This is a genomic window from Nostoc sp. KVJ3 (assembly GCF_026127265.1).
Classification (GTDB): domain Bacteria; phylum Cyanobacteriota; class Cyanobacteriia; order Cyanobacteriales; family Nostocaceae; genus Nostoc.
Genome location: NZ_WWFG01000002.1, coordinates 140636 through 153719, shown reverse-complemented (window position 1 = coordinate 153719; position 13084 = coordinate 140636). Strand labels below are relative to the sequence as shown.

Annotated in this window: 14 protein-coding genes and 1 tRNA gene; 7 read left to right on the top strand and 8 right to left on the bottom strand. The window is 39.3% G+C overall.

Going from position 1 to position 13084, the window contains the following annotated elements:
- Positions 1-462: 462 nt before the first annotated feature.
- The gene (locus GTQ43_RS16950; protein ID WP_265273918.1) at positions 463-735 is read left to right on the top strand and encodes a GlsB/YeaQ/YmgE family stress response membrane protein; all 273 of its coding nucleotides are present in this window, start codon (positions 463-465) and stop codon (positions 733-735) included.
- Positions 736-1099: 364 nt separating this feature from the next.
- Here the strand turns inward: GTQ43_RS16950 and GTQ43_RS16945 are convergent, their stop codons facing one another.
- Entirely contained in the window at positions 1100-1300 is a 201-nt protein-coding gene (locus tag GTQ43_RS16945; RefSeq protein WP_265273917.1) for a hypothetical protein, read from the bottom strand.
- Positions 1301-1810: 510 nt separating this feature from the next.
- On the opposite strand from GTQ43_RS16945, the gene GTQ43_RS16940 reads away from it, so the two are divergent.
- Together GTQ43_RS16940 and GTQ43_RS16935 are read left to right on the top strand one after the other, a co-directional pair.
- On the top strand, positions 1811-2641 hold the full coding sequence (locus GTQ43_RS16940) for a metallophosphoesterase (protein WP_265273916.1): 831 nt from the start codon (positions 1811-1813) through the stop codon (positions 2639-2641).
- A gap of 196 nt (positions 2642-2837) precedes the next feature.
- A complete protein-coding gene (locus GTQ43_RS16935; RefSeq protein ID WP_265273915.1) occupies positions 2838-3671 on the top strand; it encodes a metallophosphoesterase in 834 nt (277 codons plus the stop codon).
- 507 nt (positions 3672-4178) lie between these two features.
- Here GTQ43_RS16935 and GTQ43_RS16930 read toward each other — a convergent pair.
- The 3 genes from GTQ43_RS16930 to GTQ43_RS16920 form a co-directional block, all read right to left on the bottom strand.
- On the bottom strand, positions 4179-4919 hold the full coding sequence (locus GTQ43_RS16930) for a hypothetical protein (RefSeq protein ID WP_265273914.1): 741 nt from the start codon (positions 4917-4919) through the stop codon (positions 4179-4181).
- 306 nt (positions 4920-5225) lie between these two features.
- Positions 5226-6656, bottom strand: coding sequence for a DnaJ domain-containing protein (locus GTQ43_RS16925; RefSeq protein ID WP_265273913.1), 1431 nt, complete (start codon positions 6654-6656; stop codon positions 5226-5228).
- 93 nt (positions 6657-6749) lie between these two features.
- Entirely contained in the window at positions 6750-7379 is a 630-nt protein-coding gene (locus GTQ43_RS16920) for a J domain-containing protein (protein WP_265273912.1), read from the bottom strand.
- Between the two features lie 33 nt (positions 7380-7412).
- On the opposite strand from GTQ43_RS16920, the gene GTQ43_RS16915 reads away from it, so the two are divergent.
- Together GTQ43_RS16915 and GTQ43_RS16910 are read left to right on the top strand one after the other, a co-directional pair.
- The gene (locus GTQ43_RS16915; protein ID WP_265273911.1) at positions 7413-8510 is read left to right on the top strand and encodes a tocopherol cyclase family protein; all 1098 of its coding nucleotides are present in this window, start codon (positions 7413-7415) and stop codon (positions 8508-8510) included.
- A 33-nt stretch (positions 8511-8543) separates the two neighbouring features.
- Positions 8544-8617 (top strand) — tRNA-Arg (locus tag GTQ43_RS16910).
- Between the two features lie 54 nt (positions 8618-8671).
- On the opposite strand, the gene GTQ43_RS16905 is transcribed toward GTQ43_RS16910, so the two are convergent.
- The 4 genes from GTQ43_RS16905 to GTQ43_RS16890 all read right to left on the bottom strand — a co-directional run bounded on the left by GTQ43_RS16905 (position 8672) and on the right by GTQ43_RS16890 (position 10156).
- Positions 8672-8812, bottom strand: coding sequence for a hypothetical protein (locus tag GTQ43_RS16905; RefSeq protein ID WP_265273909.1), 141 nt, complete (start codon positions 8810-8812; stop codon positions 8672-8674).
- Positions 8813-8867: 55 nt separating this feature from the next.
- Positions 8868-9041: a hypothetical protein gene (locus GTQ43_RS16900; RefSeq protein ID WP_265273908.1), complete on the bottom strand. Its 174-nt coding sequence runs from the start codon at positions 9039-9041 to the stop codon at positions 8868-8870.
- Entirely contained in the window at positions 9038-9310 is a 273-nt protein-coding gene (locus GTQ43_RS16895) for a hypothetical protein (RefSeq protein ID WP_265273907.1), read from the bottom strand. The genes GTQ43_RS16900 and GTQ43_RS16895 overlap by 4 nt, the downstream gene beginning before the upstream one ends.
- Before the next feature lie 222 nt (positions 9311-9532).
- Entirely contained in the window at positions 9533-10156 is a 624-nt protein-coding gene (locus GTQ43_RS16890; RefSeq protein WP_265273906.1) for a Uma2 family endonuclease, read from the bottom strand.
- Positions 10157-10663: 507 nt separating this feature from the next.
- On the opposite strand from GTQ43_RS16890, the gene GTQ43_RS16885 reads away from it, so the two are divergent.
- Both GTQ43_RS16885 and GTQ43_RS16880 read left to right on the top strand, forming a co-directional pair.
- The gene (locus tag GTQ43_RS16885; RefSeq protein ID WP_265273904.1) at positions 10664-12382 is read left to right on the top strand and encodes a dynamin family protein; all 1719 of its coding nucleotides are present in this window, start codon (positions 10664-10666) and stop codon (positions 12380-12382) included.
- A gap of 56 nt (positions 12383-12438) precedes the next feature.
- Entirely contained in the window at positions 12439-13062 is a 624-nt protein-coding gene (locus GTQ43_RS16880) for a hypothetical protein (RefSeq protein WP_265273903.1), read from the top strand.
- Positions 13063-13084: the final 22 nt, after the last annotated feature.

Below are 13084 nucleotides of genomic sequence, written 5' to 3'. Positions count from 1 at the left end.
TTAAGTTCGCCCTTGGTGTTCCCGCAGGGGGGTTACGTAAAGAGGTCAAGAAAAGCGATCGCCTGTCGCAGACACTATGCTGTTTAATGCTAAGGATAGGGCAATTTAAGCTGATTTTGGCACAGTGTAATGATGCTAACCACCTGATTTTACTTCCTTTGCATTACTTTAGAGACAGTCTTTGAAAACTTAGCTTAATTCTTCTAGTAGAGGGGAGAGTTAATTAAAAAGGCATATACTGCAATTACCAAGCAATAGTTTGATAAGCTCCTAGTTAAAGACCTATTAGGAGCTTTTTTTAATTAATTATCTACCTCAGTAGAGGCATATATCAAAAAACCTAGTTGCAATTAAACTATTCCTGATGGATATTAATGATTAATTCTGATGGTAGATGGAATCCAAAGATTCAAATTGATAATATGTATTCGTGAGTGAAAAACGTTTACCAAATTAACAACAATGAATATTCTTGCTTGGATTGTTTTAGGTCTAATTGCTGGTGCGATCGCTAAGGCTATCTACCCCGGTCATCAAGGCGGCGGAATTCTGGGTACAATCTTGTTAGGAATCATCGGTGCTTTTGTTGGCGGTAGTTTAGGAATATTTTTCAGTACGGGAACCTTAACTCTAGCAGCTCCAACCCTGAGCATTCCGGGTATTGGAGTAGCAGTTCTGGGTGCAATTGTCGCAGTTTTCTTGTGGAACTTATTAACCAACCGCAGTGCTGTATAAAACAATATGGTTCAGTTAAGCCTAAAACTCTTTGTCAAAGTCAATTTTTTAACGTAGACGCAAAGCAACTTGGCTAAGGAGACATAGAGAGAAGCAAAAGTGTTTAACTGAACCGTATTCTTGTATATAAATAAAAATGCGGTCAATCAACAAAGTAGATTTAGAAAATTCATTTAACTATTTTTAATTGTGAATTAAATCAAAAAATAGCGTCATCCTGTAATTAGGGTGGTGCTATTTTTTAATTATTGATAAACCAAAACTTGTAGTAAAATAGTACGCTAGTGCTGTTAAGGAACTTTTAATCCACTTTAAACCTGTAATTGATATAAGCGAAATCCTTTTTTAGCATCCACATCACATTTTAACCCAACTTCCATTCCCATACTTGTTTGCACTTCATTAACCGAGATGTCATTAATCCTAATACTCTCAAAGGGCGCACATCCATATACCCAGGCTTTTTTAGTGCTTCGACAAAACTCGGAAGCTTTTCACGGTTCATTTCAGTGAGTATTCTTTGCTCACCAGATTCATAAGTAGTAATGCAAAAATAAATATACATTTGTCATTGCGAATGGAGCAAAGCGGAATGAAGCAATCCCAAGGTCTTGGGATTGCTTCGCTACATTTCATTCCGTACCCTACGGGAAGGCTCCGCCTACGCAATGACATAAATATTTTTGCATACGCAGCTACTTGTCGTTAATTTCACTATCAGACATTTGGATGCGCCTCTGAAAGGCTGATGCTTTCCACATCTGTTCTTCATTTGGTGCAAGTTGCATTGACTACATCCTCCACAAAACTAGCTGAATATAGCCTAGCGCTTTCTTATGCGGCAAAGTTTTATGATGTCGAATGTTATGAACAGCTTTAGGGACACTAGCGCTAGTGGGTATCTAATACACTTTAATGTCAGTCAATAGCAAAGCTGCATTGAACTTAAACAAGTATAAATACGGTAGAATCTACAGATTTCATGAAATTTTCAATAAGTTCAATGGCCGCTACAGACAAAGCAACAATGTTTCGTTAAGCTGTAAGCGCTATGATTGAGCTTTATTGAAGTCTTATGCATTGGTTATTATCTGGGCCGTTGAGTATCGAGAAATTGACGGTTAACATTGCAGGGTTGTCTGCATTGTTACAAGGTAAGAAGCTGGTGCAGTTGTCAGATTTTCACTACGATGGTTTGCGGCTGTCGGAAGATATGCTAGAAAAAGCGATCGCAGTTACTAATGAAGCTAAACCAGATTTAATTTTATTAACTGGTGATTACGTAACTGACGATCCGACACCGATTCACCAATTGATACTTCGACTAAAACATCTGCAAAGTCGCAGTGGTATTTATGCTGCACTTGGCAATCACGATATCTATTACAAACACGCAAAAGTAGAAGTTACAGATGCTCTTACTAGCATTGGAATTCATGTTCTTTGGAACGAAATTGCCTATCCATTAGGAAAAGAATTGCCACTTGTTGGACTAGCGGATAGTTGGTCGCGGGAATTCAATCCTGTACCAATCATGAATCAACTAAACCCCGACACACCATGCATCGTTTTATCCCACAACCCAGATACTGCGGAGATACTACAAGCCTGGCGAGTTGATTTACAATTATCTGGTCATACTCATGGTGGTCAAATCGTGATTCCCGGACTTGGCCCGGCGGTGTTGGTTTACAACAAGATTGTAAAAAGAATACCTCTAAAAGTACGGCGGCGATTGTCATTTTTAGAAGTAAATGTTTCTGTAGTCAACCATTGGGAATGGGCACAGGGACTCCATCGGCTAGGAAAAAATCAGCTATATGTCAATCGTGGTTTGGGAACTTACCTCCCAGGACGCTTATTTTGTCGCCCGGAAGTTACTATAATTACGCTACAAGCTGAGTAAGTAATTCAAATTTCCAAATTAAAGAAGGCAATCACAGAAAATATTCTGGCTAACGGGTCTTCTTAGTTTGACTTTGGGATTTAAGCTAATTAGTTAATTATATTTGGAATATATGACATAAATTATTGCAGTTTCTCTAGTTACATTTTTATTTTGGTAAGCTGTAAGCGCTGGTATGAGGAGTATCGGTTGCCTTATGCATTGGTTGTTTACGGGACATTTAAGAGTAGATAAAATCACGGTTAAGATTGCGGAACTTCCAGCATCTTTACAAGGTACAACGCTAGTGCAGTTGTCAGATTTTCACTACGATGGTTTGCGGTTGTCGGAAGATATGTTAGAAAAAGCGATCGCACTTACTAATGAAGCTGAACCAGATTTAATTTTATTAACTGGTGACTACGTAACTGACGATCCGATGCCAATTCACCAATTGGTGCATCGACTCAAGCATCTGCAAAGTCGCTGTGGTATCTACGCTGTACTGGGTAATCACGATATCTATTACAGCCATTCAAAAGCAGAAGTGACAAAGGCGTTTACTAGCATTGGGGTGCATGTACTTTGGAATGAAATCGCCTATCCATTAGGAAAAGAATTACCACTGGTAGGACTAGCTGATTATTGGTCACGGGAATTCTACCCTGCGCCAGTTATGAATCAACTAGACTCCCTCACACCCCGTATCGTTTTATCCCATAACCCAGATACAGCCAAGATATTGCAACAATGGCGTGTAGATTTGCAACTATCTGGTCATACTCACGGTGGTCACATCGTCATTCCGGGCATTGGGCCTTTAGTATTCTACTATAAAAAGCTACTCAAACAAATTCCCAAAAAATTGCGGCGTTGGGTAACATTTTTCCTGGGAGACTGTTCTAAAGTCGTGCGATATTGGGAGTGGGCCCAAGGGTTCCACAAGGTGGAAGAAAATCAACTATATGTCAATCGGGGTTTAGGAACTTATAAACCAGGACGTTTATTTTGTCCGCCAGAAGTGACTGTAATTACCTTAATTAGTCATTAACAATTCTAATTTACTCAAAGCAGAAACCGCCGGAAGCTACGATGGATAAATGTCAGCAGCTTGGGGCGGTTTCTTGAAGATTTAGAGAACTCAGAAGTAGCTAACTCAAATAAGGTGAACAATATTCGCGATCGCTCTACTCACAATTGCACATCCTAACATTCCAACTAGGCAGGCATTTTATGGCAGTGCGTTTTTAAACCTCCAAAACAACTCATTGAACTTAAGGCAAAACACATTCAATGGATGCCACAACTTCAGAGCGATCGCAATATCATTAGAGCAGGAGGCACAGGCTCTAACTTGAAAGTTTTTATTAACTTTTAACCTGTTTGTACCTTGCTCTTAATCTAGCATCATGCTTGTTTAGCTACAAGACACCTTTACCAAACTTGAACACCATTAATTTATCGCAACAATTCCGAAATCTTTCTTAAGAATATTCCCACTTGTTATATGTTGGTGTTGATACCAGTATTATCAAGTGGGCTAGAAGTTTAGAAGCCGTTATTGAGCAGAACCGCCTGTAGTAGGATCGCCTGTGGTAGAAGAACCGTTATTAGATGTACTGTTTGATTGGTCAGTTTTAGAGGTATCACTTTTCGTACTTGGAGTAACGGTATTAGTAGAAGTACTGCTCTCTTTCTGCGAAGTAGGAGTATTACTAGTTGAACTTGTCGCCGGACTTTGTGTTGCTTTCGGAATTGGCTGGGTTGCAGAAGGTGCTTTTTCTGCCGCAGGTTGTTGGGGTGGAATAGTAATGTTAATATCCGGTTGGCGAGGTGCAGATGGAGGTGTAACCTGTTGTTGTGGAACAGGAACAGGTACTTCCCTAATTCTTTCGATTATCTTTGTTTGTGGTTGAGGAGATGCACTAGAAGTTGGACTACTATTACTCGGCACGGGAACTAAGACTGGTACAGTATTGTTAACTGCTGCCTTATTGCTCTGGTTGAAGTACCAGACACCACCTACAATTAAACCAAGCAAAGAAGTGATGATAATACCCAAAAGCAAGCCATTATTAGTATTGTTATTATCGCGCTCGGCTAAATCAGCTTGCTGGTAACTACGTTCAGTATTTTGACCTTGTATGTAACCGTTAGCGTAAGAGTTGGGATTAGCTGTGGTGTTGTTTACTGTTTCTGTAGTTCGCGTCAAATTAGTGTGGGTATTACCATTAGTATCGGTGTAAGATTCTTGCTTGATTTCACTGTTTTTACTTTCGCGTTCATTGGGAATAGACATAGCTATTTATTTCACTCCTCGATAAGATTTTGACAAAATAAAGCTTTGTAAGAACAAAAGGTTTTAATGAGCTTAAAAATCTATGTTGCTGATAAGTTGCTGATAAATATTGAGTTTTATTTAGCACCGAACTGTTGGTAATTATCAGAATAACTTCTGAGATCGGACAAGTGGCTCTATCTCTAGGAAGTTGATACTTAATCTAAAGAAAGAGTATCCCAAAGATGGATGTTATTAAACTGTCAGGTGATGGATTGATATAAAATCTAGTAATTTACTGCAATTATCTAAATTTTTAATTTGTTATTAGATATCGCATTGCCAAAGCTTGATTGTCATATCTCTACTACCGCTAACCAAAGTTTTCCCATCGGGACTGAAAGCGATGGAGTTAACCCAATCCGAATGGTTATCCAAAGTATAAAGTTTTTGTCCAGTGCTAATATTCCACAGCTTCACAGTATGGTCTGCACTACCACTAGCAAGATGTTCACCATCACAGCTAAAAGCCACAGACCAAACATAATTATGATGTCCCGCAAGTGTGTTAATTAGCTTACCTGTATTGATGTTCCATAACTTGATAGTTTGGTCATAACTACCGCTAGCTAAAATTTGCCAATCAGGGCTAATGGCAACACAAGTTACCCAACCTGAATGCTGGTTGAGACTTTGCAGGAGTTTCCTACTTTTCAAATTCCATAACTTAATCGTATTGTCTGCACTACCACTAACTAAAATCTGCTGCTTTGGGCAAATGGCAAGAGAGTAAACCAAGTCAGAATGACCTTTGAGGATATGCAGCAATTGTCCCATGCCTAGATGTGAAACCTTGATAGTAGTGTCTGTACCGCCACTCAGGACAGTCTGACCATCTGGACTAATGATTACTGAAAAAACTGGGGTTGAATGTACTTTGAGCGTGTTGAGTAATTTACCTGTAGACACTTGCCAAATCATCATACTGCTGTCATCACTGCCACTAACCAGAGTTTGGCTATCTGGGCTATAAGCTAGACATCTTACCCATTTTGTATGTCCAGTGAGAGTATGTAGTAATTTACCTGTGTTGAGATGCCAAATCTTGATAGTATTATCACTACTTCCACTAGCCAAAGTTTGCCCATCTGGACTGATTGCAGTTGTGAAAACCCAGTTTAGATGAGTCAGGGTGTGTATGCATTTCCACGGTGAAGGTTGAGGTTGTGCTTTAGGTGGCGGTGTTGTTGGCTTTGGCGGTGACGATGCAGGTTTAGGTGGTGTTTTTTTCCGTTTCAGTTCCAGTTCTTTAGCATTTTTGAAATCTGACCAAGCCCTATTTTCATATCCTAGTTTGGAGCAAGCAAGCCCTCGATATTTGTAAGCTTCAAAGTAATTGGGGTTAAGACGAATTGCTTGGCTAAAGTCTTCAATTGCCTCAGCATATTTTCCTCTTTGAGCTTTCTCCATACCCAGTTTGTAGAAACCTTCAGCATTGGATACAGTGGTATCAATTTTGGTCGAAGTGGAAGCAGATTGATTTATCTCATTTGGTTGATAAGATTTTAACCTTGCATAAGCTTGATTGATTTCTTTGATTTTTTCTTCCGCTTCTAGCTTTTGCTGCGGTTCAAAAAAACAATCTGGATGCCAAGTCTTAGCCATCTGGCGGTAAGCTTGCTTGACCTGATCAACAGATGCACCTGGTTTTAACCCTAGAATATCGTAAACATGATTTATATCAAAGCGATCGCTCATACTAGAAAATCAACAGCAAATCTCACTCTACTTAGTATTCCCAAGTATAAGTATTGTCTAACTCTAGGTATGGTGTTCCCCTATGAGCGGTTTTTATCTCCAACGCCGATTTAGCCGCAGTAAACTTTTTATCCGCTCACAAAATCTTTCTAGCAGAGGTCTAGGCTTTGATACATATCTAGGCGATCGCACTTTCCGTACAGCACCCGGATTTCTTAACTCTTGTTCTATTTGTGCAGCTTTATTTAAATCGGAAGCGGCTCTATATTCGTATCCTAATTGAGAGCAAACTAGCCCCCGATATTTATATGCGTCAACATAAAGAGGATTGAGACGAATTGCATGGGTAAAATCTGCGATCGCATCTTCATATCTTCCTTCTGTAGCATTCTCTACTCCTAAAGTATAGAAAGTTTCTGCATCCCAACGATTGACAGATATTTTTGGGGATTTTTTAGGCGAAGATGAAGATGGATTTTCAGGAATGGGAGGCTCCGATGGACTTTCGGATTTGAGCTTATTGTAAGCTACGTTAATTAATTTGATTTTTTCCTCAGCTTCCTGTTTTTGCTTTTGATCGACAAAGCGATCGGGATGCCAAATTTTCACCAGTTTACGGTAAGCCCGCTTCACCTGTGCTTGAGATGCACCGGGTTCCAGCCCAAGAATTTCATAAGCATCATTGATATCGAAGCGTAGACGTTTCGGCTTGTCGTTAAACATCGCGCATACTGAAAAAATCGGCAACTATATACTATGTTAACTATTCCCCTAAATTTCCTCCAATCAACCCAAACGCCCCATTCTGGTTATCATTGGGATGGTAGTAATCGCCGCTTTTTTGAGGGTTGGTATTACCGCGTTACTTTGCCAGAAATTGGGCAAACCTTCGCTTTTATGTACTCTATTGAAGACCCTATTGGCGGTAAACCTTACAGTGGCGGTGCAGCCCAAGTCCTCGGCCCAGATGATGAGTATTTATGCCGAACTTTTCCTGATGTGAAGAAATTTTGGGGTAGTCGGGATGTTTTAGGTTTAGGTCATTGGGGTAAAACAGATTTGCAAATTGCTCCTCTGTATCTTCTCCCAGCAGAGTTTGAGCATCATGTTCAAGAAGGATATCAAGCCACAGCTACCTTGAATCAGGGAATTATTCGCGACTATGCTACCAATAATTATTGCCGTTGGGATTATGAAATTCAATCAGTATACGGCTGGGGTAATAAAAATAGCATTCAGCAATCAACTGCCGGCTGGCTCTCATTCTCGCAGATTTTTGAACCCGGATGGCAGATTTTAATGGCTCACGGTTTAGCCAGTGGGAAGATTGACTGGAATGGCAAAATTTACGAATTTACCAACGCCCCAGCCTACGGCGAAAAAAATTGGGGTGGTGCTTTTCCTCAAAAATGGTTTTGGATAAATTGTAATTGTTTTGAGGGCGAACCCGACTTAGCATTAACTGCTGGCGGTGGACGGCGGGGTGTGCTGTGGTGGATGGAATCTGTAGCGATGATTGGGTTGCACTATCAAGGTAAATTTTATGAGTTCGTTCCTTGGAATTCCCAAGTAGATTGGGAAATTCAGCCTTGGGGTAAATGGCAAATGAAAGCTACTAACTCTAATTATGAAATTGAATTGACAGGAACCACAAATTTACCTGGTACACCTCTGCGTGCGCCGACAGTAGAAGGTTTAAGATATTGTTGCCGAGACACGATGCAAGGAAAGTTAAATTTAGAGTTACGAGAACTAAATGGGAGAAAATCTCAAATCATTCTCAAAGCAGAAAGTTTTCTTTGTGGTTTAGAAGTAGGCGGCGGCTCTTGGGATAATCTTTGGCAGTCTCGCTAAAACTACTGCTATAATCATATATGCTTCCTAGTTGGGGTTGTAGCTCAGTTGGATAGAGCGGACGCCTCCTAAGCGTCAGGTCGTGCGTTCGAGCCGCACCAGTCCCGTAAGCAAAAATATCCCTATGACGTTGATTAATAGCAGGTCATAGGGATTTATTTTTACATGATATCATCTACCAGCACAGTCCCTCCCTCACAAAAATCGATGCTGAGATGATAATCTTCCAGGAGTGCTGTGCCAATTAGGGGACGACGACCCATCGCTAAAACTGGGATGATGCGTTCTGTACCATTCCACAAGATAGTGGCTTGATGAACGTTGGTTATAATACGAGAATTATCCGCAAGATTTGCTTTAATAGGCGCAACGTAAGGGCAAATCCATGTCTGTGACTACTATAGGTGGCAAGGTTAAAAAACCTTCAAATCCTGTATCGACAACACATTCAATTTCTACTTCTGCACGCCCCAGACGGCAAATAATGACCCCTATACGTGCCTGAAGCCCAACTACTGTTCCATGTATCACTGTGTTGTCCTAACCAACGTACCACCAACTGCATAAACAGCATCATAGCCAATTCGCTCTGTCCAAATGATTGCCTTTGGCTGTTTCACTTGCAGCCGATGACAAGCCACTATTAAATCGTCATCGATTTCGTAATCACCTGTAGTAATATTGATTGCAAGGATTTTGCCGATATTTTTTGCTGTTTCGACTTGGGTACGGATATGCTGCTGGTAAAGTTCTTCGCCACGTTGAGCAATTTCTTCGCGGCTGAGGTTGGGATAATGCATAGAAGCAAGTTGCTTATTTAAGGTATCCAATTTCTGATTCTATCTTAGGATAAAATTGAAAGCTCTCAGCAGCCTCAATTCTAGAATACAGGTAAGCATGAGAGTGCGATCGCGATCGCCATTCCTGAACTTGCAGCAGCTTTTAATGCTGAGATTGTTAACTAAACCATCTACTCAAAGGGTTGTGTAAATTTGAGTGAATTGCAATAACAGAAATGCTAATCAACGACTCATTGCAAAAATCTGTTCAGCCGTTAAGGAAATGTTCGGAAACAATCTACAATCAATTCGATCCTGCCCTCGAAACACCTTTGGGGGTAGATACTCTTCATCTTCAAGCTGGTAAATTGTAATGGTTGGCTGCTTGGGAGAACCAATGAACCGAATGCCACCAAAAGCAGCATAGTCTACAATGATGTACTCCAAAACGCCCAAGTCTTCATATTCAGCAAGTTTTGTCAGATAGTCATCCTTCCAGTTGTTGCTAACGACCTCAATGATTCCGGGTGGTGGAATATATGCAGCAGCAGAACTAGAGCTAGTTTTCATCCTCTGCCATTCAACTCTTGCAAATATGACAATATCTGCTTTCCGGCTTTTTTCTTTTTCTCCTGGTGCTGTTTTGAGCCGAACCTGCTTAGACTGGCGAGAGATGTAAGGCAGGTCATTTTCTTGACAGTGATTTTCTAAGTAGGCACACAGTCGCTGGATCAAATCCTCATGATTTGCATTTGGTTCTGATAATGGCACCAGAACCCCATCCAATAGCTCAAACTCTCTGCCTGAACCATCGTCCCAGGCAAGAAACTCTTCAAAAGTCAGTGGTTGTGTGACGGTTACGTACATCGCCCTCGCTCCCTTGCTGACGGGTACTTCACTCAATGCTACAGCTTTGTCTATGAGTTCTGGCTGATTTTCCTGCCGTAATTCTGAAACAACGGCTTGAGGTTGGATAACAGCGCACTCAATACGTTTCGGTTAAGGCAAGAGACGCGATAAATCGCCGTCTTTACAATAATCAGTCCTTTGTAGAGACGGCGATTTATCGCGTCTTTGTGATCTAGGGCTAGGGCGTGTCATCAAAAAACCTTATCCGAACGGTATTGCGATCGCATGGTAGTGGCAAGCAAGAAATTGTGTTGATATCAATATACGCACAACCATAAAAATTTTAACCACCTTAATAGTCAATTAAGTAAAATTACGTAAGCTATTCAGCTTTTTTCAGATTATAAAGAAATAGCGAAAATACTCAAATCTAGCCACAACTTAACTAAATAAAACTGAAATTTATTCAAAGTATACAGAGATTAAAAGTTCTGTAGTTATAAAAAATTAGCAATAGGTTTTAAAATGAGCAATAAATTATATAAAGTATTTGAAGATGTAGAACAAAATGCCCAACTTCTGTCTAAATATTGGCATAATTTTTCTACCGAAATATCTGAGCATTTGCCAGATACATATCACGCCGAACTAGAAGAACTTTCTGATAAGTTAGAGATAGCTATTGATAATTTAGTAGATGAGCTTCGCAATCCTACTCTTACCCTTGCGACAACAGGAACTACCAGTAGTGGTAAAAGCACTTTAGTAAATCTATTATGTGGAGCCGAAATTGTTCCTGTCGCTGTTAGCGAAATGAGCGCTGGAGCAGTAACCATAGAATACAGCGAAATAAAATCTTTAATAATCCATGAAACTCCAGGAGCATTATGGGAGTGTGGAGAATGGGCAGGTATTAGTGATGAGCGAATTTATCAACGCTTGTACGATGTGATGATAAGTTACATCGATAACAGAGAGAAACAAGCTAATTTAGCTTGTCCCCAATCGACCATATCTTACCCTTTCAGACTCATCAAAGAATCGAAACTGGAATTACCCAGAGGCGTAAAGGTAAGAATTATGGATTTGCCTGGTTTAGCGTATGTGGGCGATGAAGGTAACGCAAATGTGATTAAACAGTGTCGTGAGGCATTGTGCTTGGTAACATATAACAGTGCAGAAACTGACAAAGAAAAAGTTAGAAGCTTGCTGCAAGAAGTAGTTGAGCAGGTAAAAGATTTAGGTGGTTCTCCTGCACGTATGCTGTTTATTCTCAATCGGATTGACGTTTTTCGAGCAGATAGAAACTGGCCAGAAACAGAGAATCGTTTTGTTGAGAGTGCGATACGTAGTATCAAGAACGAACTCTCCGATCAGTTAAAAGAATATACAGAAGACATTGAGAAATTACAGGTTATAAAATTGAGTACATGGGCTGCTTTATTAGCACTTCAAATAAAACAACATGATGAAATATATAGTGCAGAAGCATCTAAAAAAGCACGAAACCATTTTTTAGGATTAATTGATGAAAATATATTAGAAGACCTTCCATTTAAAACAGAAAGATGGTCTAGATATGACCGAAATAGGGTTGCTGATGCGTTATGGCAAAAGTCTTATGCAGAAGAATTTCAGCAATCCTTAAAAGAGCATATTAGTCAACATTTTCCCCGGTTAGTCATTCCTCAAGCAATAGAACGTTTTAATGTTGCTGCTGGAAATGCTATTACAGAGTGGGCTATTCAAACAACAACAGCCATTCTTAATAGCTCAGAAGAACGCTATCAAGAAGAATGTGAAAAAATAGCTTGGATTAAGTCAACTCTTGAACAATTTCTACAAATTAGCGACAAAAACTTAAGAGAACCTTTTGAAAAAATTCAGCAAATTATAGCAAATAAATTAGAAGATGATAATGAAGTATTTAGTTATCTAAAAAAAACAATTTTAGACTTTACAAGAGATGAGAATAAACCATATAAAGAATTGGGAGATAAATTGTACCCACTTTATGGATGGAAAACTGAGCTAGGACAAGGAATAAACAAAGTTCTGGAATCGGTAGCAAAGTCTCTAGAAAATGGAACGGTTCTTCTAGATGCACCTAATTTAAAAAAAGCAAATGTTAAACATGTCAATTTATTAGGTAGCTGCCTCAGAAGATTAATAAGTTTGGGCTATACAACTTCTGTTGCTAAATCTGGTAAAACAATCGAAGCAAGAACAGAAACAGAAAAATAAATCTTAAACAGCTAAATGAAGAATTAAATGACCTTGCTACGCATCTGAATCTAGTAATGGAAGATGTATTAAAGCAAATTATTGACCAAGCATCAGAAAGAATGTATGAATCTGTTGTAGAGCTTTTCAATTTCCATTTATCCTATCTGGAGAAAGAGGCTAATAATCAAGCTCCAAATATTGCTATTAAATTTCCTGAATCTCAACTTGTAAAAATAGATAGTAAACCTAACATTAATGTGCATTTTGAAGCTGGTTTTCCAATAACAGCAGATACTTGGAAAGAGAAAATTAACGTTCCAAGAGAAGAAAGACTTTGGTACACATTATTTTTATTAACAAGAACTGTTTACGATACTAAATATGAAACTCGTTTGAGTGAAAATGGTAACATACCTAGCGTTGATTGTTTACTAGCTGGTTGGATAGTTCAAGCCAGGCATGCAGAATCAGAAATAGTGAAATCAATTATCAGTTGGTTGCTTGAGCAAATTAATTGCTTAAAGAAAAATGTAGGTCAGATTCAAAATGATGTTCTTGATAGATACAAAGAAAGGCTCGATACTGCAAAAAGAGAAATTAGCATAGATTATGAGATGCAGAAAAATGTCTGGCAACCTATGCAACAAAAAGCTCAAAAACTCGCTGAAGATTTTAATGATTTAGAAATATTCCTTTAGGAAGGTTCTTAAACAAAATAGA

Excerpts from the sequence above, each read along its gene's own strand:
- GTQ43_RS16915 (WP_265273911.1), top strand. The coding sequence starts at position 7,413 with ATGTTAACTATTCCCCTAAATTTCCTCCAATCAACCCAAACGCCCCAT.
- GTQ43_RS16950 (WP_265273918.1), top strand. The coding sequence starts at position 463 with ATGAATATTCTTGCTTGGATTGTTTTAGGTCTAATTGCTGGTGCGATC.
- GTQ43_RS16930 (WP_265273914.1), bottom strand. The coding sequence starts at position 4,919 with ATGTCTATTCCCAATGAACGCGAAAGTAAAAACAGTGAAATCAAGCAA.
- GTQ43_RS16945 (WP_265273917.1), bottom strand. The coding sequence starts at position 1,300 with ATGTATATTTATTTTTGCATTACTACTTATGAATCTGGTGAGCAAAGA.
- GTQ43_RS16890 (WP_265273906.1), bottom strand. The coding sequence starts at position 10,156 with ATGTACGTAACCGTCACACAACCACTGACTTTTGAAGAGTTTCTTGCC.
- GTQ43_RS16885 (WP_265273904.1), top strand. The coding sequence starts at position 10,664 with ATGAGCAATAAATTATATAAAGTATTTGAAGATGTAGAACAAAATGCC.
- GTQ43_RS16940 (WP_265273916.1), top strand. The coding sequence starts at position 1,811 with ATGCATTGGTTATTATCTGGGCCGTTGAGTATCGAGAAATTGACGGTT.
- GTQ43_RS16880 (WP_265273903.1), top strand. The coding sequence starts at position 12,439 with ATGGAAGATGTATTAAAGCAAATTATTGACCAAGCATCAGAAAGAATG.
- GTQ43_RS16895 (WP_265273907.1), bottom strand. The coding sequence starts at position 9,310 with ATGCATTATCCCAACCTCAGCCGCGAAGAAATTGCTCAACGTGGCGAA.
- GTQ43_RS16925 (WP_265273913.1), bottom strand. The coding sequence starts at position 6,656 with ATGAGCGATCGCTTTGATATAAATCATGTTTACGATATTCTAGGGTTA.
- GTQ43_RS16935 (WP_265273915.1), top strand. The coding sequence starts at position 2,838 with ATGCATTGGTTGTTTACGGGACATTTAAGAGTAGATAAAATCACGGTT.
- GTQ43_RS16920 (WP_265273912.1), bottom strand. The coding sequence starts at position 7,379 with ATGTTTAACGACAAGCCGAAACGTCTACGCTTCGATATCAATGATGCT.